22 protein-coding genes are annotated in these 22,935 nt (G+C 64.8%); 9 read left to right on the top strand and 13 right to left on the bottom strand.

Going from position 1 to position 22,935, the window contains the following annotated elements; translation table 11 throughout:
* Window positions 1–42 precede the first annotated feature (42 nt).
* A complete protein-coding gene (locus tag ACO07D_RS11990; protein WP_421703178.1) occupies window positions 43–633 on the bottom strand; it encodes a TRAP transporter small permease subunit in 591 nt (196 codons plus the stop codon).
* Entirely contained in the window at window positions 633–1,652 is a 1,020-nt protein-coding gene (gene dctP, locus ACO07D_RS11985; protein WP_421703177.1) for a TRAP transporter substrate-binding protein DctP, read from the bottom strand. The genes ACO07D_RS11990 and dctP overlap by 1 nt, the downstream gene beginning before the upstream one ends.
* A gap of 109 nt (window positions 1,653–1,761) precedes the next feature.
* Here dctP and ACO07D_RS11980 point away from each other — a divergent pair, with 109 nt between their 5' ends.
* Window positions 1,762–1,938, top strand: coding sequence for a hypothetical protein (locus tag ACO07D_RS11980; protein WP_421703176.1), 177 nt, complete (start codon window positions 1,762–1,764; stop codon window positions 1,936–1,938).
* An 85-nt stretch (window positions 1,939–2,023) separates the two neighbouring features.
* Here the strand turns inward: ACO07D_RS11980 and oppF are convergent, their stop codons facing one another.
* The 6 genes from oppF to ACO07D_RS11950 all read right to left on the bottom strand — a co-directional run bounded on the left by oppF (window position 2,024) and on the right by ACO07D_RS11950 (window position 8,656).
* Window positions 2,024–3,010 carry a murein tripeptide/oligopeptide ABC transporter ATP binding protein OppF gene (oppF, locus tag ACO07D_RS11975; protein WP_421703175.1) on the bottom strand — a complete coding sequence of 329 codons (987 nt, stop codon included), beginning with the start codon at window positions 3,008–3,010 and terminating at the stop codon, window positions 2,024–2,026.
* Entirely contained in the window at window positions 3,003–3,983 is a 981-nt protein-coding gene (locus ACO07D_RS11970; protein WP_421703174.1) for an oligopeptide/dipeptide ABC transporter ATP-binding protein, read from the bottom strand. Before ACO07D_RS11970 ends, oppF begins: the two co-directional genes overlap by 8 nt.
* A gap of 9 nt (window positions 3,984–3,992) precedes the next feature.
* Entirely contained in the window at window positions 3,993–4,940 is a 948-nt protein-coding gene (locus ACO07D_RS11965; protein WP_421703173.1) for an ABC transporter permease subunit, read from the bottom strand.
* A 10-nt stretch (window positions 4,941–4,950) separates the two neighbouring features.
* Window positions 4,951–5,874, bottom strand: a complete 924-nt coding sequence (oppB, locus tag ACO07D_RS11960) for an oligopeptide ABC transporter permease OppB (RefSeq protein ID WP_421703172.1) — start codon at window positions 5,872–5,874, stop codon at window positions 4,951–4,953.
* A gap of 106 nt (window positions 5,875–5,980) precedes the next feature.
* The gene (locus ACO07D_RS11955; RefSeq protein WP_421703171.1) at window positions 5,981–7,603 is read right to left on the bottom strand and encodes a peptide ABC transporter substrate-binding protein; all 1,623 of its coding nucleotides are present in this window, start codon (window positions 7,601–7,603) and stop codon (window positions 5,981–5,983) included.
* Between the two features lie 357 nt (window positions 7,604–7,960).
* A complete protein-coding gene (locus tag ACO07D_RS11950; protein WP_421703170.1) occupies window positions 7,961–8,656 on the bottom strand; it encodes a fumarylacetoacetate hydrolase family protein in 696 nt (231 codons plus the stop codon).
* A 133-nt stretch (window positions 8,657–8,789) separates the two neighbouring features.
* Here ACO07D_RS11950 and ACO07D_RS11945 point away from each other — a divergent pair, with 133 nt between their 5' ends.
* From ACO07D_RS11945 to hisD, 3 genes are all read left to right on the top strand, one after another.
* Complete coding sequence (locus tag ACO07D_RS11945; protein WP_421703169.1) at window positions 8,790–9,752, top strand: LysR family transcriptional regulator; 963 nt, start codon at window positions 8,790–8,792, stop codon at window positions 9,750–9,752.
* 116 nt (window positions 9,753–9,868) lie between these two features.
* Window positions 9,869–12,280, top strand: coding sequence for a GcvT family protein (locus tag ACO07D_RS11940; RefSeq protein ID WP_421703168.1), 2,412 nt, complete (start codon window positions 9,869–9,871; stop codon window positions 12,278–12,280).
* The gene (gene hisD / locus ACO07D_RS11935; protein WP_421703167.1) at window positions 12,277–13,548 is read left to right on the top strand and encodes a histidinol dehydrogenase; all 1,272 of its coding nucleotides are present in this window, start codon (window positions 12,277–12,279) and stop codon (window positions 13,546–13,548) included. The genes ACO07D_RS11940 and hisD overlap by 4 nt, the downstream gene beginning before the upstream one ends.
* A 9-nt stretch (window positions 13,549–13,557) precedes the next feature.
* Here the strand turns inward: hisD and ACO07D_RS11930 are convergent, their stop codons facing one another.
* From ACO07D_RS11930 to ubiT, 5 genes are all read right to left on the bottom strand, one after another.
* Entirely contained in the window at window positions 13,558–14,265 is a 708-nt protein-coding gene (locus ACO07D_RS11930; RefSeq protein ID WP_421703166.1) for a Crp/Fnr family transcriptional regulator, read from the bottom strand.
* 91 nt (window positions 14,266–14,356) lie between these two features.
* Entirely contained in the window at window positions 14,357–14,869 is a 513-nt protein-coding gene (locus ACO07D_RS11925; protein WP_421703165.1) for a DUF2478 domain-containing protein, read from the bottom strand.
* Window positions 14,866–15,777 (bottom strand): ubiquinone anaerobic biosynthesis protein UbiV, encoded by a 912-nt coding sequence (gene ubiV / locus ACO07D_RS11920; RefSeq protein ID WP_421703164.1) that lies wholly within the window; start codon window positions 15,775–15,777, stop codon window positions 14,866–14,868. Before ubiV ends, ACO07D_RS11925 begins: the two co-directional genes overlap by 4 nt.
* 5 nt (window positions 15,778–15,782) lie before the next feature.
* Window positions 15,783–16,760 carry a ubiquinone anaerobic biosynthesis protein UbiU gene (gene ubiU / locus ACO07D_RS11915; protein WP_421705024.1) on the bottom strand — a complete coding sequence of 326 codons (978 nt, stop codon included), beginning with the start codon at window positions 16,758–16,760 and terminating at the stop codon, window positions 15,783–15,785.
* Window positions 16,760–17,302 (bottom strand): ubiquinone anaerobic biosynthesis accessory factor UbiT, encoded by a 543-nt coding sequence (gene ubiT / locus ACO07D_RS11910; protein ID WP_421703163.1) that lies wholly within the window; start codon window positions 17,300–17,302, stop codon window positions 16,760–16,762. Before ubiT ends, ubiU begins: the two co-directional genes overlap by 1 nt.
* Window positions 17,303–17,453: 151 nt before the next feature.
* Between ubiT and ACO07D_RS11905 the strand changes: the two genes are divergently transcribed.
* From ACO07D_RS11905 to ACO07D_RS11885, 5 genes are all read left to right on the top strand, one after another.
* Window positions 17,454–18,947: a UbiD family decarboxylase gene (locus ACO07D_RS11905; protein WP_421703162.1), complete on the top strand. Its 1,494-nt coding sequence runs from the start codon at window positions 17,454–17,456 to the stop codon at window positions 18,945–18,947.
* Window positions 18,944–19,504, top strand: a complete 561-nt coding sequence (locus ACO07D_RS11900; RefSeq protein WP_421703161.1) for a UbiX family flavin prenyltransferase — start codon at window positions 18,944–18,946, stop codon at window positions 19,502–19,504. The genes ACO07D_RS11905 and ACO07D_RS11900 overlap by 4 nt, the downstream gene beginning before the upstream one ends.
* Before the next feature lie 73 nt (window positions 19,505–19,577).
* Window positions 19,578–20,348, top strand: a complete 771-nt coding sequence (locus tag ACO07D_RS11895) for a helix-turn-helix transcriptional regulator (RefSeq protein ID WP_421703160.1) — start codon at window positions 19,578–19,580, stop codon at window positions 20,346–20,348.
* 262 nt (window positions 20,349–20,610) lie between these two features.
* Window positions 20,611–21,930, top strand: coding sequence for a flippase (locus ACO07D_RS11890; RefSeq protein ID WP_421703159.1), 1,320 nt, complete (start codon window positions 20,611–20,613; stop codon window positions 21,928–21,930).
* Window positions 21,927–22,934, top strand: a complete 1,008-nt coding sequence (locus ACO07D_RS11885; RefSeq protein WP_421703158.1) for a sulfotransferase family protein — start codon at window positions 21,927–21,929, stop codon at window positions 22,932–22,934. The genes ACO07D_RS11890 and ACO07D_RS11885 overlap by 4 nt, the downstream gene beginning before the upstream one ends.
* Window position 22,935 lies beyond the last annotated feature (1 nt).

Here is a 22,935-nt window from a genome sequence, read left to right as displayed (position 1 = left end):
TTCCCTCCCCCGGACGACGCCCGCGTCGCCCGTCCGTTGTTGTCAGCCTTTCGGCGTCTCGCCTTGCGCCTTGTCCAGGAGCTCGGGGTCGATGTCGCTCTCGACCGAAGACTGGCGTGGATCGACGAACTCGATCCCCAGCATGGTCAGAAGCGACCGCAGCCATTCGGCGATGTTCTGCAGGATCACCAGCGCGACCGCGATCGGGATCACCGTCTTGATCGGATAGACCACCGGTTGCCAGATCGACTTGTTGGAATATTCGCGCACCTCCCAGGAATGGGCGGCGAACTCCACGGCCAGTTTCAGGAACACGCCCAGCACGACGAGGCCCAGCGTGTAGACCAGGACGTCACAGGCGGCCTTCACGCGCGGATGCATCAGGCCATAGATGACCTCGGACCGCACATGGCCACGATGGCGCAGCGTGTAGCCGCCCGCCAGCATGCAGAAGGCACCGTAGAGCATGGTCGAGGTCTCATGAGCCCAGATCGTCGGCGCGTTGAGAAAATAGCGCGCCACGATTTCCAGCATGAGCACGCCGATCATCGCCAGCGTCAACCACGAAATGGCCCGCCCGACAAAGTCGGACAGGCCATCCTGGAGGACAAGATATCTTGTCACCAGCTTCATTATTGCAGGCGACCCTGCGCCTTCGCGTTGGCGATCAGCACGTCGATCATGGCCTGGTTGCGCGCCGAACGGGCGGCCTCTTCCTGCCAGACGCCCTGGGCGGCAACGGTGATCTCAGCCGAGTCCGCTTCCGGCAGGGTGGCGTATTCGAAAGTGCCTTCGGCCACGCCCTCGTTGCCTTCGGCCAACCAGTTGTGGATGTCATCGGCGAACATGGCGATACCGTCCGACAGGATCTGCTTGTGCTCGTCGGACAGGGCTTCCCACTTGGCCGGGTTGGCGAGGAAGGTTTCGGTCCAGCCGGGCATCAGCATGTTCATGAAGGTGTAGTGGGTGGCGGTCTCGTGCAGTTTCAGCTGCTCGTATTCCACCGGGCCGCCGTAGATGGCACCGTCGATCACGCCGGTCGACATGCCGATATACAGCTCCTGCGCGGGCAGATAGACGGTCGGGATACCGAAGTGGTCCAGCACCTTGGCGACGTTCGAGGTGGCGCGGATCTTGCGGGTCTGCAGATCGGCCAGCGAGGTCACCGGTTCCTTGGTCAGCAGGTCGTAGTTGTGGCCGTAACCCTTGCCGAGGAAGACGGTGTCGGCTTCGGCATAGGCTTCGGTCAGGATCGACTGCATCTCGTCCGAACCGAACAGGGCCTTGGCTTCCTCGACCGAGGTCCAGGCGCCCGGCAAACCGGCTTCGATGTTGCCGATATCGACCTGGCCGGACCAGTAACCACCGTGGCCGTGCACAATGTCCAGGGTGCCCTTGGCAACCGCATCGGCGAACTGGTCGGAGGCCACCAGCTCACCACCGCGGAAGTACTGGATGCGCAGCGACCCGCCCGAGGCTTCCTTGACATAGTCCTTGAACTTGTCGGCGATCGGGTCGATTTCGGTGCCGTAGAAGGTGTGGAAGCGCAGGCGCACGGTCTCGGCGCTGGCGGCGGTGGCCATGGCGCCGAAGGCCAGCGCACCGGTCATCGCACCCAGGACGGCGCGGCGGGTGATGGTCGTGAAGTTCATGATGTCTCCTCCTCAATGGGCGCACAAAAGGCGCCCGGTTCCTTGCGCTGCCGGGGCGAAGGCGACCCGCCCGGAGTGACAGCATGCTCGTCCCCTACACAGCGAAAGCATGTCGCGCAAGATTTTAGGCATTATTTTGCGCAGAAAAGGAACTGAACGCTCGCTATTTCTGAGCACCACCTTATCGCATATTGCGATTTTCTTAGGATTTTATGGCATTCTGCTCAAACACGACTCGGGGAAGTCGAAAGCGGCACGCTTGGAATTTCAAGCGCAGCATTCATGAATTCACCTAGAAAATGCACATGTTTTGATTCGACACCTTTCGGGCGCGCGCAAAAGAAAAGCCGCCCCGAGGGGCGGCTTCGATGTCAGCGAAGGTGGCAGGCGACCTGTTGTCCGTTGCCCAGATCCTTGAGCGGTGGCTTGGACTGCCCGCAGCGCTCTTCGGCAATCGGACATCGCGTGCGGAACACACAGCCCGAGGGCGGGTTCAGCGGCGACGGCAGGTCGCGGTCCAGCAGCATGACCTCCTTCTCGCGTTCCGCCTGCGGGTCCGGGATCGGCACCGCCGAGATCAGCGCCTCGGTGTACGGATGTCCGGGGGATTTGTAGAGCTGCCCACTTTCCGAAATCTCGGCCACATTGCCCAGGTACAGCACCATGACCCGGTCCGAGATATGTTTCACCACGCTCAGGTCATGGGCGATGAAGATCAGGCTGAGCCCCAGTTCCTCCTGCAACTCCATCAGCAAGTTGATGACCTGCGCCTGGATCGACACGTCGAGCGCCGAGACGGGTTCGTCACAGATGATCAGCTTGGGCTTCACGATCAGCGCACGGGCGATGCCGATACGCTGACACTGCCCGCCCGAGAACTCGTGCGGGTAGCGGTTGATCATGTTGGGCAGGATGCCGACCCGGTCCAGCACCTCGCGCACACGGTCCTTGACCTCGGATGCCGAAAGCCCCGGGAAATGGGTCTTGAGCGGTTCGGCAACGATCTGGCCGATGGTCATGCGCGGATCAAGCGAGGCCAGAGGATCCTGGAAGATCATCTGCATTTCCTTGCGATGCGCGCGCATTTCCCGCTTGGACATTTCCAGCAGGTCCTGCCCCAGCCACAGCGCCCTGCCCGCCTCGGTCGGGACCATGCGCATGACGGCGCGCGCCAGCGTGGACTTGCCACAGCCGCTTTCACCGACGATGCCCAGGGTCTCGCCCGGCTTCAGGTCGAAGCTCACGCCATCCACGGCCTTGAGCTTGTCGACCGGCGTCCAGGGCATGGCGCCGGCGCGTTTCACGTCGAACCAGACCTTCAGATCGCGAACGGTCAGAAGGGGGGATTGCTCAGTCATTGCTCAACTCCTCCAGCACACGGTGACAGGCCCGGCGGCGCACCTCGCGCCCCGGCACACCGGCCAGGGCCGGTCGGTGATGCAGGCAGGTCTCGTCCGAAAAGCCGCAGCGCGGTTCGAACGGGCAGCCATGGGGCATGTTCATCATGTTGGGCGGGCTGCCCGGGATGGTGGCCAATTCCGTGCTTTCCACATCCAGACGCGGCACCGCCTTCAAGAGACCCATGGTGTAGGGATGGGTCGGCAGTTCGAACAGGCCCTCGGTGGTGCCATATTCCATCTGCTGCCCGCCATACATGACCAGGGTCTCCTTGCAGGATCCCGCCACGACGCCCAGGTCGTGGGTGATCAGCACAATGGCCATGCCGAACTCCTGCTGGAGGTCGGCCATCAGTGTCATGATCTGCGCCTGCACGGTCACGTCGAGCGCCGTGGTGGGCTCGTCCGCGATCAGGATGTCGGGCTTGCACAGAAGCGACATGGCGATCATGACCCGCTGGCGCATCCCGCCCGAAAACTCGTGCGGATACATGTTCACACGTTTCTTGGCCTCGGGAATGCGCACCGCATCCAGCATGCGCACGCTTTCCTTCACCGCATCCCGCTTGGACATGCCCTTGTGCAGTTGCAACACCTCGGCCATCTGGTCGGAAACCTTTAGGTACGGGTTTAGGCAGGTCATCGGATCCTGGAAGATCATCGCGATACGTTCCGCGCGGATCGAGTTCAGGATCGGCAACGGGGCGTTCAGGATCTCCTGCCCGTCCAGTTTCACCGAACCGCCCGCGCGACCGTTCTGGGCCAGGAGGCCCATCATGGCGAACACAGTCTGGCTCTTGCCCGACCCGCTTTCGCCGACGATGCCCAGGGTCTCGCCGCGACGCAGGTCGAAGCTGATCCGGTCCACCGCGGTCACGGTGCCATCGGGGGTGTCGAATGTGACGCTCAGGTCACGGACTTCAAGAAGTGCCATCGTCAAACCTCAGCGATCCTTGGGGTCGAGCGCATCGCGCAGACCGTCCCCGATGAAGAAGAAACAGAAGATCGTGATCACGAAGAAAAAGAGCGGGAACATGAGCTGCCAGAGCGTTCCGTAGTTCATGCTTTTCACCCCTTCTGCGATCAGCGCCCCCCAGCTTGTATCCGGTTCCTGAACACCCAGGCCCAGGAAGGAAATGAAGCTTTCCGTCAGGATCATCTGCGGCACCAGCAGGGTGGCATAGACCACCACCACGCCCAGAAGGTTGGGCACGATATGGCGCAGGATGATGCGGTGGGTGGGCACGCCGATGGCCACGGCGGCCTCGACGAATTCGCGGTTCTTCAAGGACAGGGTCTGGCCCCGCACGATGCGGCTCATGTCGAGCCAGGCGGTCAGGCCGATACCCACGAAGAGCATCGAGATCGAGCGCCCGAAGACCACCAGCAGCAGGATCAGCACGAACATGTAAGGGATCGACATGAAGATATCGACGAAGCGCATCATGATGCCATCCACACGGCCGCCAACGAAGCCCGCGACGGAGCCATAAAGCGTGCCGACCATCACGGCGATGAAGGCGCCGACCAGGCCGACCGACAGCGAGATACGGCTGCCCTGCACCACGCGGGCGTAAAGGTCACGCCCGCTTTCATCGAAGCCGAACCAGTGGCCGTTTGCCAGCGACGGCGCACCCAGCTCCTTGACCGAACCCATGACGTCCCAGTCGATGGTCTCGTTGTCGAATTGCGTCAGGTAGTCGCCGAAGAGTGAGAAGGCGAAGATCAGTGCCAGCACCACGACCGAGGCCATGGCGGCGCGGTTCGCGACAAAGCGGCGGCGCGCGTCGGCCCAGAGGGAACGCCCCTTGACCTCGCCGCCGGCCGAGAGGTTCTCGGCCAGTTCGGCGGTGCGCTTCTGCGAGAAGGGTTGTGCGAGTTTGTCAGTCATTTCACCCTCCTCACAGCCGGATCTTCGGATCGATCCAGGCGTAGAGGATATCGATCACCATGTTGAACAGGATCGTCATCGAGCCCAGAAGGATCGTCAGCCCCATCATCACCGCATAGTCGCGGTTGAAGGCCGAGTTGACATAGAAATAGCCGATGCCGCCGGTGCCGAAGATCGCGTCGATGATGAAGGATCCCGTGACCATGCCCACGAAGGCCGGGCCGAGGTAGGAGATCACTGGCAGAAGCGACGGCTTCAGCGCGTGGCGCAGGATGATGGTGCGGTCCGGCAGGCCTTTGGCGCGGGCGGTGCGGATGAAGTTCGACCGCAGCACTTCCAGCATAGACGAGCGCGTCAGGCGCGCGATCGAGGCCATGTAGGAGGTCGACAGCGCAATGACCGGCAGGATGATGTGGTCCCACTGCCCGCCGTTCCAGCCACCACCAGGCAGCCAGCCAAGCCAGAGGGTAAAGACCAGGATCAGGATCGGACCCATAACGAAGTTCGGCAGCACTTGGGCGCCGATGGTCACGCCCACGGCGAAATAATCCAGCCAGCTGTTCTGGCGAATGGCCGCGGCCACGCCCAGCGCGCCACCAACGATCACGGCCACCAGGAAGGAGATCACGCCATAGGTCAGCGTAACCGGGAAACCCTGCGCGATGATGTCGTTCACCGTGCGGTCCTTGTATTTGTAGGAGGGGCCGAAGTCGAATTCAGTGAAGATGCCGACCAGGTAGTTCCACAGCTGCGTCCACAGCGGGTCGTCCAGGCCGTATTTCGCGTTGATGTTGTCTAGAACCTGCTGCGGCAGCGGGCGTTCCGAGGTGAAGGGGCCACCTGGGGCCGTCTGCATGAGCCAGAAGGACGCCACCAGCAGGATCAGCAGCGTCGGGATTGCCACGGCAACCCGGCGAAGGATGAAGTTGAACATAGGGTCTCGGGCCTTGTGTCTGGGGGCGGCGCGTCGGGGCGCGCGCTCTCCGGGAAGGCGAAGGGGCACCGCGTGGAGTACACGCGATGCCCGGTTTCAGGTCAGATCATTCGGCAATCTTGTACAGGTTGCGCGAATACCAGTTCTGCTCGACGTTCTTGATCGGCCAGTTTTCCAGGTCCGAGGCGATCATGAACTTGCCGGTGTAGTGGTAGATCGGGATCAGCGGCATATCGACGGCTATGATTTCCTCGATCTTGGTGTAGTTGGCTTGCGGGTCGGCCATGGTCTTGGCTTCGGCCAGCAGCGCATCCACTTCAGCGCTCGCATATTTCGCGTCGTTGTAGCCCGAGCCCGACTGGACCAGGTCCAGGAAGGTCGAGGCTTCGTTGTAGTCGCCACACCAACCGGCACGCGCGATTTCGTAGTCCTGGTTGCCGCGGGTCTCCAGGAAGGTTTTCCATTCCTGGTTCGACATGGTGACCTTCACACCCAGGGTCTGCTTCCACATTTGGGCAATCGCGATGGCGACCTTCTTGTGGGCTTCCGAGGTGTTGTAGATCAGGTCGATCTCCAGCGGGTTCGACTTGTCATAACCAGCTTCGGCCAACAGCTCGGCCGCGCGCGCGTTGCGTTCGGCCTGGGTCATGCCCGCAATCTCGACCGCCGGAACCTGGAAGTTCGCCGTGGCGGCCGGGGTAAAGGTATAGGCCGGGAACTCACCGCTTTGCAGAACCTTCTCGACAATGATGTCGCGGTCAACGGCCAGCGACAGGGCCTGGCGCACGCGAACGTCCTTCAGGAACTCGGGCGCGTTATCCGACACGTTGATCGTGTAGTAGTAGGAACACAGGCGCGGGAAGACGGTTGCCTCGTCCGGGTGCGCTTCTTTCAGCGACGGGTATTGACCGGCGGGGATCTCGGTGCGGTCCAGCTCACCAGCCATGTAGCGGGTCAACGCGACGTTCTCGTCGTTGATGACCAGGGCGACGACCTTGTCGATGATGGTGGCGTCGTTGTTCCAGTACATCGCGTTGCGCTCACGCACAGAGCGTTCGTTCGGCACATGCGCGGTGAGGGTATAGGCGCCGTTCACGACGATGTTGCCCGGCTTGATCCAGTCCGACCCATGGGCCTCGATCGCCCAGGCGGGGGCGGGGAAGGTCGAAGTGTGGGTGGTGGTCAGCGCGAAATAGGGCATCGGGCTTTCCAGGGTGACTTCCAGGGTGTGGTCGTCGATGGCTTTCACACCCAGTTCTTCAAGGCCCATCTCACCGGCCATGACACCGGCGGCGTTCTTGAGGTTCATGACCTCGACATACCACTGGTAGGCCGAAGCGGTGGTCGGGTCGGCCAGGCGGCGCCACGCATAGACGAAGTCACCAGCGGTGACTGGCTTGCCGTCCGACCATTTGGCGTCGGGGCGCAGGGTAAAGGTGTAGACAGTGTTGTCGTCGTTCACGGTATGCGACAGCGCCACGCCCGGCTCCAGGTTGCCGTCGGCATCCTGGTTGTAAAGCCCTTCGAACAGGTCGCGCACAATCTCGGAACCGGTCACGTCCTCGACGATCTGCGGATCAACCGAAGTATGCTCGTCCAGCACGCGGTAGGTGAAGGTCTGATCGTCGGCCAGCGGCTCGCCGGTCACGGGGTGGGTGCCAGCGGCGAAGGCCGGGCTGGTCAGCGCAAAGGCCGAGGCCAGCAGAAGGGCTTTGGTGGAAAAGTTCATGAACGAGACTCCCTTGTCATGTGTCCAGAGCGCGGGGCCGGTCTTGTTTTCAAGGACAAGACTCACCTCTCCCCGCGGATGGAGGAAAATAGGCGCGTTGTTAGCGGGGAAACAACCGCTTTGGTCAAGGCGTGGCAACGGGCCAGATTCGGCTGTCGATCTGCTTGGACATGAGGCACTTTGACGTCATTTCAACGAAGAGTATGGGCATTACGGCGGCGAATCAACTCATTCCTGCGCGTGCAGTATGCCGGAGTGTCGGCGAAACCCCGCCACATTGCTGCGACCTCGAGTCGCAATCTGCCTGTTTCTCTCAGGTTTCCGGGCGCTCGGCGGGGCGGTGATACACCCCAAGCCTCACAACGCGGGGCCAAGCGTCAGCGAAATCGGCTGAAGCCCCTCGACCCCGCCGGTCAGGCGATCTCCGGGGGTGACCGACCCGACCCCGGCCGGGGTGCCGGTCAGGATCACGTCTCCCGCGCGCAGATGATAGTAGAGCGACAGGTCGGCGATGATCTCGGGCACCGAATGCACCATCTCGTCCAGCCGTCCGTCCTGCCGGGTTTCGCCATTTACCGCGAGGTGGATGCGCTGTGTGCCGGGCGCAAAGTCATCCGCCCGAGTCAATGGGGCCAGCACTGCCGAGCCCTCGACATCCTTACCCAGGTCCCAGGGCCGCCGCTTGTCCTTCGCCCGTGCCTGCAGGTCACGCCGGGTCATGTCCAACGCGGCGGCGTAGCCAAAGACCATCGCCCCGGCCTCGTCCACCGACACGCGAAACCCGCCCGCGCCCAGTGCCACGGCCAGTTCGACCTCGTGGTGATAGTCCGACGTGCCTGGCGGATAGGGCTGCACCTGACCCGACAGTGCCAGCGCGCTCAGGCTCTTGGTGAAATAGAATGGCGCCTCGCGGTCCACTTCCGCCCCCATTTCGGCGGCATGGGCGGCATAGTTGCGCCCAACGCAGAAGATGCGATGCACCGGGTAGAGCGCTTCGGTGCCTTCGACCGGCACCGTGCGCACTTCAGGTGCGGGAAACAGCAATTCCGCCATGATGGACCTCCTGTCAGCCTGACCCAGCCATAGCGCGCAGCCGCCCACCAGAAAATACCCGTTTCGAGTTTTTCGAACATAAGGGGGCGAAACTGCGTTAGCCTGCGAAAAACCGCGATGTGATGGAGAGGATATGCAACGCTCACGGCTCAGCCTCAATGCACTGGAGATCTTTCAGCACACCGCACGCGGCGGCTCGATCCAGGGCGCGGCAGAGGCTCTGGGTCTTTCGGTCAGCACCGTCTCGCACCACCTCAAGCGGCTCGAAGACAGTCTAGGCTGCGCTCTGCTGGATCATGGCCGCCGCCCGATGGTCCTGACCCCGGCGGGTGAACAGTTCCTGCGCCATGTGGACGAAGCGTTGAGCCTGCTTCAACGGGGCGAGGCTGCGGTGGCTTCTGGCCAGCTGGCCGAAACTGCCAGCCTACGCTTAGGTCTGATCGAGGATTTCGACAGCCAGGTCGCGCCGGAACTGGCCCACACGTTGGCGCGCACCCTGCCCGTCTGCAGCTTTCGCCATTTCACCCGCCCCAGCCATGACATCCTGCAGCTGCTGAAGGACCGGCGCATCGACATGGGCGTGGCCACGCGCCCGCCGGGCGGCAGCGGCGGATTGGTCGAATTCCCGCTGCTGCGCGACCCTTTCGTGATCGCCCTGCCCCGGTCAGCTTCTGAGACCGCGGCTGCGCATCTGGCGGACCGGACAGACCGCCCCCTGCTGCGATATGCCCAGACCCAGATCATCGGACGGCTAATTGAAGCCCAGCTGCGCCGCCTGCGCGTTACGCTGCCCAACCGGTTCGAACTGGAAAGCAACCAGAGCCTCATGGGCATGGTGGCCGAGGGCCAGGGCTGGGCCATCACAACGCCCACCAGCTTTGCCCGCGCCGCCCGCTTTCACGACCGCATCGCCCTGCACCCATTCCCCGGCAAAGGCTTTGCGCGCACCCTGTCGCTCTTTGCGGGCGAGGTCCACGTGGCCGCCTTGGTCGACCTTGTGCATGGGCAGCTGAGCGAGCTTCTGGCCCGCCACATCATCACCCCGGTGATCGACCGCGAGCCCTGGCTGGCGGAGGGTTTCGAGCTGCTGCATTAACCGGGATTTTCGAATATCATCCCATATAATCTTCGATTTTATCGAATTCATAAAACGTGCGTTGACCCACCGCGCCACCATGCCCTGATTGGAAGGCAACTCCCACGGGTGCCCGTATGAAAACTCAGACTCGCGTCGTCGTGATCGGCGGCGGCATTGCCGGATGTTCCACGCTCTACCACCTGACACAGGAAGGGTGGAGTGATGTGATGCTTCTGGAACGCGACGAACTGACCAGCGGCACCACCTGGCACAGCGCGGCGCAGGTGACCAATTTCGGCATGACCCAGACCATGGTCGGGCTGAAAAGCCATTCGATCCGGCTCTACAAGGAACTGGCTGACGATCCCGATTACCCGATCAACTACCACCACGGCACCGGCGGCATCCGGCTCGCCAACCGGCCCGAGCAGATGGACGGCTATCGCCATTTCGCCTCCATGGCGCGGGGCATGGGCGTGGAGTTCGAGGTGATCGATGCGGAGGAATGCGCACGCCGCCATCCTCTGTTGGCGACAGGAGATCTGCTGGGCGGGCTCTGGGATCCGCTGGACGGCGATATCGACCCGGCACAGCTGTGTCAGGCCCTGGCCCGGCGCGCCCGCAAGGCCGGGGCCGAGGTGCACCGCCACACGCCGGTCACGGGCCTCACCCAGCACAGGGATCACAGCTGGACGGTGCACACACCCAAGGGCGACATCCGGGCTGAGATCGTGGTCAACGCCTGCGGCTACCGCGTCAACGAGGTCGGTGCGATGATGGGGGTACATCACCCCGTCGCCTCGATGGAGCATCAGTATTTCCTGACCGAGGAAATCCCCGCCATCCGCGAGGCCGGGCGCCGCATGCCTCTGATCCGCTGCCCGATCAGCGACTTCTATTCGCGACAGGAGAAAAACGGGCTGCTGGTCGGGTTCTATGAACAGGATTGCCGCACCTGGGGCATGGACGGGATCGACCCGGGCTTTGCCAATGCGCTCTGCCCCGATGATCTGGACCGGGTGACGGATGTGCTTGAAGGCGCGATCGACCGCATGCCCGCTCTGGCCGAAGTCGGCATCCATACGGTGGTGAACGGGCCGATCACCTATACAATCGACGGCGCGCCCCTGGTCGGGCCGATCCCCGGCAAGCGCAACGCCTTCTGCATCATAGGTCTGCGCGCCGGGCTGGGCGAAGGCGGCGGGCACGGCTGGCTGCTGGCGCAACAGATCGTACATGGCGAGGCGGAGCTGGACACCTGGGTGATCGACCCGCGTCGCTTTGGTCCGCATTGCAACACCGAACTGACCGCGCTGAAGGCGGTGGAGGATTACCAGAACGAGTTCCGCTTCCACTACCCGCATGAACACCGCCCCGCCGGGCGACCCGCGCGCACCACGCCGATCACGCCCCTGCTGGCGGCTGAGGGCGCCGCGTTCACCGTGGCGAACGGCTGGGAGCGGGTGGACTATTTCAAGCCTTCGCCAGGTTTTACCGAACCGCACACATTCCGCAAAAGTCCGGTCGAAGATCTGGTCGCTGCCGAGGTTGCCGGGGTACAGACCGGCGTCGGCCTGACCGAGGTGAACGGCTTTACCCGCTATGAGCTCACCGGCGCGGATGTGCGCGGGTTCCTTGACCGCATGACCCCGTCTCGCCTGCCCTCGCGGGAGGGCCGCGTGTCGCTGACCTACCTGCTCAATCACCATGGCTGCGTCAATAGCGAAGCGACGATCGCCGCCCTGCCCGATGGTCGCTTCTGGTATGGCGCGGCGGCCGCGGCGGAGCGACACGACATGGATTGGCTCCTGGCCCATATCCACGCAGACGAAGACGTGCAGATCCGCGATCTTACCGGCAGCCATACGATCTTGTTGCTCGCCGGGCCAAAAGCCCGCGGGGTTCTGGCGGAGGTGAGCCGGGACGACTGGTCCGCCAGCGCATTTCCTTGGCTGTCTGTCCGCGAAGGTTACATCGGCATCGCCCCTGCCGTGGTCATGGCCGTCAGCTTCTCCGGCGAACCTGCCTTTGAAATCCATGTCGAAACCCAATACGCCGCCTCTGCCTGGACCACATTGCGAAGAGCGGGGGAGGCGCATGGCCTGACCTTGTTCGGCGCCCGCGCGGTGGAAAGCATGCGGCTGGAAAAGGGCTTTCTGCACTGGAAATCCGAGCTTCTGACCGAGTTCGATCCGTATGAAACCGGACTGGATCGTTTCGTCACCGACAAGCTGGATTTCATAGGCAAAAAGGCCCTGGCGGCGCGCCAGCCCACCCGCCGCCTGGTCACCCTGCAGATCCACGGCGACATCCCCGCCCATCCCGGCAGCTCGGTCGAGCTGGACGGCCAGGTGGTCGGCACCGTCACCGCAGGCGCTTTCGGCCACCGCACCGGTCTGAACCTGGCCATGGCCTTCCTCCGCCCGGACCTTGCTGCACCGGGGACCACTCTGACGCTCGACCTGATCGGCGAGAACGTGCCCGCCATCGTCATTCCCCCCTGCCCCCACGACCCCAGCCACGCCCGCCTGAAGGAGGCCCCATGATCACCTATCTCAAACGCGCCACGCCACGCCCGCCCGAGGAAAACAGCGACCTGCGCGACCAGGTGCGTCTCATGCTGGCCCGGATCGAGGCCGAGGGCGAAGCGGCCGTGCGCGACTACGCCCGGCGACTGGATGGCTGGCAGGGCGACATGATCCTGTCCGAAGACGCCCGCCGGGCCGCCTGCGCGCGGGTGCCCCAAGCGTTGCAGAACGACATTCGATTTGCCCATGACAACATCCGCCGCTTTGCCGAGGCGCAGATGGCGACGGTGCAGGATTGCGAGGTCGAGCTGTTGCCGGGACACTGGGCAGGGCAGCGGCAGATCCCGGTGGCGGCGGCGGGCTGTTATGTGCCGGGGGGGCGGTATAGCCACGTGGCCTCGGCGTTGATGACGATCACCACGGCGAAGGTGGCGGGCGTGGGCCACATCACCGCGGCATCGCCGCCACGCGACGGCGGGCTGCCCGACGCGATCGTCTTTGCCATGGACCTGGCCGGGGCCGATGCGATCCTGACACTGGGCGGCGTGCAGGCGATTGCAGCGATGGCGAACGGGCTGTTCGGCCTGCCCGAGGCCGATATCCTCTGCGGCCCGGGCAATGCCTACGTGGCGGAGGCAAAGCGCGCACTGTTCGGGCGGGTCGGGATCGACATGTTCGCGGGGCCCACCGACAGCCTGGTGATTGCCGACGAAACCGCCGACCCGGAGACCGTGGCCTGGGACCTGATCGGCCAGGCCGAACACGGGCCGGACAGCCCGGTCTGGCTGGTCACCACGTCCCGTGCCCTGGCCGAGCACGTGTTGGCCCGCGCGCCAATGCTGGCCGAGACCCTGCCAGAACCCAACGCCGCAGCCGCGCGCGCGGCCTGGGCGGACCGGGCCGAGGTGGTGCTGTGCGACACGGCCGAGGAAATGGCCCAGGTCGCCGACCGCTACGCCCCCGAGCACCTGCATGTGCAGGCCGCCGATCTGGACTGGTGGCTGGGGCGCCTCACGGCCTATGGCTCGCTGTTCCTGGGGGCGGAGACAACCGTGGCCTTCGGCGACAAGGTATCAGGCCCGAACCACGTGCTGCCGACCTCCGGCGCGGCGCGCTATACCGGCGGCCTGTCAGTACATAAATTCACCAAGACAGTGACCTGGCAGCGCAGCACGCCAGAGGCGCTGCCGGCGCTTGCGGGCACCACGGCACGGATCAGTCGGCTCGAAGGGATGGAGGGTCACGCCCGCAGCGCCGACATCCGTCTGCCGCGCGCAGCGGAGTGACGCCCGGGCTCAGCCCCGTGCGTACAGAAGCCGCTGCAAGGCGCTCTCCAAGGGCATGGTGACCCGTCGGCCGGAACACTGCGCCAGCCCCTCGTCGGCCAGACGCTTGAGTAGGCGCGACAGTGTCTCGGGCTGGATGCCCAACATGTCGGAAATGTCCTGACGCGAGATCGGCAGGCGCATCTGACGCGCGCCGTCCACCTCGGCGCCGTGGGCCTCCATCATCTGTTCCAACAAGGCGTGCAGGCGGTCACGGTTGGACCGGGTGGCCGCGGCCTGCAGGCGATCCTGGTAGCTGTCGAGCTCATCCGCGCAGCGGGTCGCCAGGCGTTCCATCACCTGGGGCGTCGCGCGGATGATCTGCCTGGCGTCTCGGGCGGCCACGGTGCAGACCCGCGAGGGCAGAAGCGCCTGCGCCTCGGTCCGGTGCTCGCGCCCAGTCAGGAAGGCGCGGTAGCCGATCAGCTCGCCGGGATAGGCCAGGCGCAAGAGGTGCGAGCGGCCATCAGGCGCAAAGGCGCGCAGGGCGATGAGCCCGCGCGAGACGCAATAGACACCGGTGCTGGGCGTGCCCTGGCTGAACACGACCTCGCCTGCCGCGAGGTCACGGCGTACGAAACCACGCGCGAGGGTGGACAGGGGGCTGCCTTCGACCGGTTGCCACAGGCTGTCCTGTTTGAACCGGCACAGGGCGCAGGGGTGTTTCGGATCGGTCATCGAACCTCGATGCAGAAAACCAACGTACCGATGGGGTACGGCACAGTAGAGGCGGTTTACACGCCTCGGGCCGCCTTTTCCTTGATCCGCGTCAAGCGCGCCCGGCACGGCACCAGGCGGCCAGGGCCTGCGCGTCAGCAGGCAGGGCTTCGGCCATTCCGGCGGTGAACTCCTCGAAGGCTGCGCGGGTCTGCGCGCCCAGGCCAAGGCCCACCAGGACCGGCACACCCGCCTCAAGCGCCGTGGCGATGGCGGTGCGGAAGCCGCGCCCTTCGGCCTCTTCGGGCCCGAACTTGTTGAGGATCATCAGGTCGGCATTGGCCAGGTCCCCGCCCTCGACCGCCGCCACGGACGCGGCGATGCCCGCAGGGTCCAGACGGCAGGCGTCCGACCCCGCGCCCAGCGCCTGGGTGATCGGGATCACCGGCCCGTCCGGCAGCACCCGCACATGCATGTCGCAGCCATTGTCGAACTGGCTTTCATGCGCCATGTGCTTGACGATCCCGGCGGCGTTCACGCCCTCGGCGATCAGGGTCTCGGCCAGCTCCGCCAGCAGGCGGTCGGTTTCACCCCGCCCTTCGGCGGTCAGGGTCGCAATTCTCATGCAGTCTTCCTTTCGTCACGCGCGGACCAGTCTGCCCCACGCGCGCCGGTAAGGAAACCGTCGGAAAGTCGCATGCCCTCCACCAGCCCTTCAAGCCGGTCGGCCAGGGCGTCACCATCGAGCCGCCCGGCCACACGGTCGGCCCAGGCGGTGCAGACACCCATGAAATCGCCCGTTTGCGGCGATAGGCGCAGGGCGGTGACGCCGGCGTCCTTTAGGGCCTCGTACTGCAGCGCCATCGAGGCGCAGCTGTCCGACAGGGTCTGCACGCCGTTCATGGCGAGGAAGGGCTGATCCTCCATCGTCTTCACCGACAGCCCGTCCGGGTCATCCTCGCAGGCGAATTGACAGTTGTCTTTGGTGCGCTTGTGCAGGCGGGCGTGGTAGCAACGGCCGGAGATCGCCAGAGGCAGGCGACCGTGGGCCCAGACCTCAATTGTCACACCGCGTGCGGTGCCCTCGGCAGCCAGGGTCGCGACGGAAGACAGCGGCAGTTCCGGCGGGATGCAGATGCGGGTGGCGCCACGATCTGCCAGCCAGGCCAGCGTGCCCTCGTTGTAGACATTGACCAACGGACCGACGGAAAACGCCGCGCCTTCGGGCAGATAGGCCAGCGCGGTGAGGTCGTTCACTTCGACCTCCACACCCGCCTCAGCCAGTTCCGCCATCGCCTTGCGTTCGCGTTTCAGCGTGATCAACGCGAGCGAGGTCAGGCAGACCTGCTTGCCCGCCGCCATCAGCGTTTCGACCGCGGCCGGGATACGGTCCTGATAGAAGGGCATGCGTTTCGAACAGACAAGCTCGCCCAGCACGACGCGGTCGACGGGGGCGTCGGCCATCTGGTCATAAAAGGCGGTCCAGTCGTCGGCTTTCCAAAAGAACTGGTTGGCTCCAAGCGTGAGTTCCATACGCGTTACCTCCAGGTCTTCTTGTAGGCGCCGGTGGTGGCGGCCTGGCCTTCGGTGAGGCGGGCCAGCATGCCCTCCGGCAGCGGGCGGCCTTCGGCCTGGGCATCCACGGCGGCGCGGAAGTTCTTGACCACCTGGGCCACATAGCTGCGCGAGCGCTGGCGCCCTTCGATTTTCAGCGCGGTGACCCCGGCCTTGGCAAGCGCCGGGATCAGTTTCTCGGCGTTCAGGCTGACGGGGTCCTCGAACAGGTGGCCGGTTTCCTTGCCCGCACTGAAACAGCCCTTGCAGAGCGTCGGATAGGGCGCGGGTTCATCTTTGCCCACCTGGTGGATCACATAACCGCCCAGCTTGGCCGACAACGCGCCCTGGTCTTCCTGGTATTCCACATGGCTGGCGGGCGAGCAGACGCCGTTCATGTTCGGGCTTTCCCCGGTGGCATAGGAGGACAGCGAGCAGCGGCCTTCCGCCATCACGCAGAGGCCGCCGAAGACGAAAACCTCGGTCTCGACCTCGGTTTCCGCGTTGATGGCAGCGATTTCAGGCACGGACAGGACGCGCGGCAGGACCACGCGTTTCACGCCGAACTCGCTGGCGTAGAAGTTCAGCATGTCGGCATTGGCGGCGGCGGCCTGCACGGACAGGTGACGGCGCAGCCCGGGGTGGTTCTTGGCGGCGTAGGCCAGCAGCCCCAGGTCGGCCAGGATCACCGCATCCACGCCACAGCGTTCCGCATCGGCCACGGCGCGATGCCACAGGGCCTCGGCGCCCGCACGGGGATAGGTGTTGATCGCCACCAGCACCTTGGCGCCGTGGTCATGGGCGAATTTGACGCCCTCGCGCATTTCCTCGCGGTCGAAGTTCAGCCCTGGGAAGTTACGCGCGTTTGTCTCGTCGGCAAAGCCGCAATAGACCGTGTGCGCCCCGGCCTTCACAGCGGCCCGAAGCGAAGCGGGCGTGCCAGCGGGGCAGACGATTTCCATTACCATTCGTACATGTCCTCCTGGCGCGACAGGGCCACGCCGGTTCTGCGTTCAGCAAAGTCGATCAGGCGGCGCACGCGGGCACCCAGGGGGCCCGAGATCGCCTCGGCCTCGGCGGCCAGGTCCAGTTCGGCATTGTCCATGGCATTGCGCAGGGCCAGAACAGCGGCCGTGTCCCCCTCGATCACCAGATCGCGTGAAAAGAACAGCGCGTCGCCGTCATAGGCGCCGTGCACCATGCCCAGAAGAGCGGCGAGCGGGCCCGCGATGCGCGCGTCCCCCTCCAGCGGCGCGCGGGAAAGCTGCACACGCGGGCGGCCTTCAGCGGGCTCCAGCGCCATGCAGATGGGCAGGTCCGTCGGGTCCAGCACGAAGCGCGCCTTGGCGTGGTCTCCCAAGCGGCGGAACATCGAAGGGTGGCGCGTGGCCATCCGGCGGGCGAAGGCCGACAGGGTCAGGGACAGGGGCGCCAGCGGCAGGCCCCTCAGGGCCAGTGCAGGCAGGCGCGGGAAACGGGGAAGCTCGACAGCGTGATCGTGCAAGACGGGGTCCTTTCAAGCGCGGACGGGGCCGTGTTTGGCGGCCCTGCGTCCGACCTGTCCTACCGGCTTTCAAACCGCGCGACTTGACGATGATCAATTTTTGCAAGGGCGCGCATGATATGGCGCAGAGGTTGTCGCGAAAGGAGCCCGCATGCGCAGCCTGCCCCCCTTCCCCACCCTGCGCGCCTTCCTGGACTGGGCCGAAGCGCGTGGCGAGCTGGCCGCGCTGCCTGATCCGGTGGAGGTGAAACACCAGATGACCGCCGTGCACCGGCAGGTGCTGGAGGCGGGCGGGCCGGTCTTGCGCTTCGATACCCCGATCCTGGCGGATGGCGCGCAGTCGGAGGCCCCGGTGGTGGTCAACCTCTTCGGCACCACGGAGCGTGTGGCCGCCGGGCTGGGCGTGGGGCTTGACGGGCTCGACGATCTTGGCGCCTTCCTGGCCGCATTGCGCGCGCCGACACCGCCCGAGGGCATGCGCGATGCGCTGTCACGCTGGCCGATGTTGAAGGCGGCGCTGTCGACCCGCGCCAAGATTGTGCGCAAGGCGCCGGTGCAGCAGGTGGTGGATGAAACGCCGGACCTGGCCCGCGTGCCGATCCAGACCCATTGGCCGGGGGACGCCGGGCCGCTGATCACTTGGCCTGTCGTGCTGACCCGACCGCATGGGTCGGATGCCGCCGACGTCAACCGCTACAACGCCGGGGTCTACCGTGCGCAGGTGATCGGGCGCGACAAGATCATCATGCGCTGGTTGGAGCATCGCGGTGGTGCCGCCCATCACCGGAGCTGGCAGGCCGCGGGCGAGAAGATGCCCGTGGCCATCGTGCTGGGCGCCGATCCCGCAACGCTGCTGTCCGCCGCCCTACCCCTGCCCGAAACCGTGTCGGAGCTGACCTTCGCCGGTGTCTTCTCCGGCGCGCGGCCCCGGCTGGTGCCCGCCAAGACCGTACCCCTGATGGTGCCTGCGGACGCCGAGATGATCATTGAAGGCTGGGTGGATCCGGCTGAGACCGCCCCCGAAGGCCCCTTCGGCGACCACACCGGATATTACAACCCGGCCGAGCCTTTCCCGGTCATGACCGTCAGCGCGCTGACCACGCGGGAAAACCCACTCTATCTGTCCACCTACACCGGTCGCCCGCCGGATGAGCCCGCCATCATCGGCGAGGTGTTCAACCAGCTGGCCCTGCCGGTGATCCGCGACCAGATGCCGGAAATCCGCGACCTCTGGCTGCCGCCCGCCGCCTGCAGCTACCGAATGGCGGTGATCTCGATCAACAAACGCTACCCGGGTCAGGCGCGGCGGGTGATGATGGGGCTGTGGGGCATGCTGCCGCAGTTCAGCTATACAAAGATGATCGTGGTGGTCGATGATGACATCGACCCGCGCAATTGGGATGACATCGCCTGGGCGCTGGCCACGCGCATGGACCCGTCGCGCGATGTGATGATGTTGGAGAACACGCCGATGGATTACCTCGACTTTGCCTCGCCCGAGCCGGGGCTGGCTGGCAAGATCGGCATTGATGCCACCACCAAGCTGGGGGCCGAGACCAGCCGTGAATGGGGCACGGTGATGAAAACCGCGCCCGAGGATGCGGCCTTTGCTACCGAGCTGTTGGCAAAACGGGGGCTGGCATGAGCGCGCGCGTCGTTTTGGGCGTCGCCGGGGCCTCGGGCGCTGCATTGGCGCTGGCCTGCGGGCGGCACCTGGCGAAACTGGGCGTGGAGATCGACCTTGTGGTCTCTGCCGCCGCTGAACGCACTTTGGCCGAGGAATGCGGGCCGGAGGCGTTCGACACCCTGACCGCCATGGGCACCTTGCACGCACGCAGTAATATCGGCGCAACCATTGCCTCTGGCTCGGCGCCGGTGGCGGGCATGATCATCGCGCCCTGCTCGATGCGGTCACTGGCAGCCATCGCGAGTGGGCTGGACGACAACCTGCTGACGCGGGCCGCCGGCGTTCAACTAAAGGAACGCCGACCACTGGTGTTGCTCACCCGCGAGGCGCCCCTGACACTCGCGCATCTCAGGAACATGACGTCGGTCACCGAGATGGGCGGCATCATTCTGCCCCCGGTGCCCGCCTTCTACCTGCACCCGGAAAGCCTGGACGCCGTGGTCGACCAGATCGCCGCACGGGCGGTGGACCTCCTACGCCTGGCCCCACCCGTGGCCCGCGACTGGAAGGGCTAGGCAAGTTCCGCTTTCGCCTTCAGGTGGTATCGGCCTATAGTGAGCCTCCGACACACAGTTTCCGGAGCACCCCTTGGCCGAATTCCACCGTCACAACCTGACCCCTTCCGCCAATGGCGTGTTGGACATGGCGCACAGGTTGAAAGGCGTGACGGACGCTGACGGGATTGCCGAGGTGCTGACCGAAGTCATCCACCCCTTCGGCTATGACAGTTTTGTCTATGCCCGCATTCCCACAGATGCCGATGGCGCACTGGAGGACTATGTTCATCTGGATACGCTCGATCCCGATTGGATGCAGCATTACCTCGAGCATGACATGTTCCGCGACGACTGGCTCGCGCAATACTGCCAGACCGGCACCCGCGCGGTGCTGTGGAGCGACGTGCGACACAGGATTGATACGGGTCAGATTACCGGGGCTGAAGCCCATGTGATGAACAGCGCGCGCGACTGGGGGGTGCAGAATGGCATCACACTGCCTCTGCCCTGTCTGGGTCGCGTCTTTGCCGGTATCAGTCTGGTTGGCGATCCAATGGCGGATCAGGCCGATCAGGACCGGCAATTCCGCGCCGCCGAACAGCCCATCGCCGCCACGCTTCACGTGTTTCACGCAGGCGTCGAGATGGGGGCCGTGGCGCGCGACTTCTACGGGTTGACCCGACGCGAGATCGAGGTGCTGAAATGGCAGTCCGAGGGGTTTCGCACCCGGGACATCGCCCTGAAATTGCGCACCAGCGTGCATACGGTTGAGAAACAGGCCAAGAGCGCGCGCAGTCGGCTGAACGCGGCCTCGACCAGCCAGGCCGTGGCAAAGGCGGTGCTGATGGGGATCATCGACTGAGCATAACCATTGTCGCGGCGTCCAAGCGCGAAATGCACTTGTGTTTCGTGCCCCTGCGACGCCAAACTTGCTACACGCAGGACGTGCGCCTATGCAACCTGTGCGGTGCCAAGTACAATTCGAAGCTGAGCCAACGTCCGAGCCTGAGGAAAGAGATCGAGATGCCGCAATTGACCTCCGTACTCGCAGGGCGCGCCGCCCTGCACGGAACACTTGCGCATGCCGGGCCGGGTTCTGGCGGGCGGTTCGAAGGCGCAGGCGGATGATCACAGGGCTTCGCAACATGGATAGTGATGGGCGCGAGATGATCCGCAGCGCCGGGCTGGCCTTTACCCTACGCGGCCTGGGCGCGGGTCTGGCCTTTGCCTTCAATGTCGCATTGGCCCGCCTTCTGGGGGCCGAGGGTGCGGGGCTCTATTTCACCGCCCTGTCGGTGGTGGCGCTGGCGACCATCGTCGTGCGCATGGGGCTGGACAATGCCATGTTGCGCCTGATTGCCGCCAATGTGGCCGAGGGCAACTGGCCCCGCGCGCTGGGCGTGTACGGATTGGGCATGCGCGCCGTCGCCATCCTGTCGCTCGCGACCTCGGTCGCGCTGGCGGTCAGTGCGCCACTGCTGGCCGATCACATCTTTGCCAAACCCGAAGTCACCCTGCCACTGAGGGTCATGAGCCTCGCGGTTTTTACCTTTTCCATGATGATGCTCGGCGCGACCTGCCTGAAGGCGATCAAACACATCCGTGACGCGATGCTGGTCTCGGGCGTGATCTATCCGCTGGTTGGACTGGTGCTGATCTGGCCGCTTGCCAGCCAGTTCGGCCCGGCAGGCGCCTGCTTGGCCTACCTGCTGGGTACAGGCCTGTCCGCCGGGATCGGACACATCGTCTGGACCCGTTCGCGACCGGCAGGGGCGCCTGATTTTGCCGTCGGCCCCGACCTGCGTCAGTCGGCAGCGCCCCTGTGGCTGATGACGGTGATCACCACGGGTGTCATGCCCTGGGCGCCGCTTCTACTTCTGGGCATCTGGGGCACCACGGAAGAGGCCGGGCTCTACGGTGCAGCCAACCGGTTGTCACTGCTGGTTTCTTTCTTCCTGGTCGCGGTGAATACTGTGGTCGCCCCCCACTTCGCCGCGCTTTACAAGCAAGGTAAAATGGCCAAACTGAAGCGTACCGTGCAGCGCGCCTCGGTCCTGATCCTGACCTTGTCGAGCCCAATGCTGCTGGTCCTGCTGGTCGCCAACAGCTGCGTGATGAGCCTGTTTGGTCCGGAGTTCGCCAAGGGCGGAACCGCGCTGGCGATCCTGGCCGTGGGTCAAGCGGTCAGCGCGGCAGTGGGCTCGGTCAATCTGCTTCTGATGATGTCGGGTCATGAGCGAGAGGCGCGTAACACCGCCCTCATCGGCGTAGTCGTCATGCTGGCCTGCGCGGTGACGCTGATCCCCGCCTGGGGGCTGATCGGCGCGGCCACCGCCACCTCAGCGGGCGTCATCTGTGTTAATCTCAGCGCCTTGTGCTACGTGCGCGTACGCCTTGGTTTTCTGACCCTGCCCTTCTGGCCGGGTGGAAAGGCCGCCCAATGAGGGGGGGCAGGACAGGTCACAACAATGCCGAACCGGTGTTCATGCTGGGCTGCCCGCGCTCGGGCACCACGCTGTTGGCCAGCCACCTCGGCCGCCATCCCGATGTCCTGGCCCTGCCCGAAACGCATTTCTTTCCCGGCTCCTATGGCGGCAACGCGCTGAGCCGTGCCCGCGCCCAGCGTGATCCGGCACGATTTTTCGAATACATCTGGACGCGCAACCCGCGTATCCAGGACGTATCGATCGACCCCATGGCATTGAGAGAAGATTTCGTCGCACAGGGCATTCACGACGCGCGCGCGGCACTGGACCTGATCTTTGCTCATGCCCTGAAAGGCACCGGCAAGCGTCGGATCCTGGAAAAGACCCCACGCCATATCGAACAGATCGACCGCATCCTGCGCTGGTATCCGCGTGCAAAAATTCTGTGTGTTGCCCGCGACGGGCGCGATGTGGTCAATTCGCTGATCGACGCGCCCTGGACCCATTCGAACGCCGCGCGTCACACCGCGCTCTGGCGCTGGTGCACACAGGTCAGCCTTGATCGTGCCGCGCGCCACCCGGATCGGGTGAAGGTGGTGCAATACGAGCGTTTTGTCTCCGATCCCGAGGCCAGCCTGCGCGAGATCTGCGCCTTCATCGGCACGCCATATGACGCGGCAATGCTGGACAGTTCGATCCGGACCGACACCGCCCCGGAGTGGGAAAAGGCCTGGAAGGGCACAGCGACAATGGCGGCGGACACATCCGCCCTGTTCAAGTGGAGGCACCACGCCGATCCCGCCCTGATGGCTCGCCGCGAGGGCATCATGCGGGCCGAGCTGGCAGCCCTGAACCTGCCCCTGACCGGCGCACCCGCCGCGCGCGCGCCCCTGCGCTGGTCGCGGCCCGTCTTTCGCCTGACACATGCCCTGCGCAATGCCCTGCTGACCCATGTGATACACAGGTCCGGCGCCTTTCGAACCCGAAAGCCCAATCCGACGAAGGGAGCTGACGCCGCGTGAC

Origin of the sequence: Aliiroseovarius sp., assembly GCF_965228805.1 — a bacterium.
Classification (GTDB): Bacteria; Pseudomonadota; Alphaproteobacteria; order Rhodobacterales; family Rhodobacteraceae; genus JASBTN01.
This window is presented reverse-complemented; position numbering and strand designations above follow the sequence as displayed.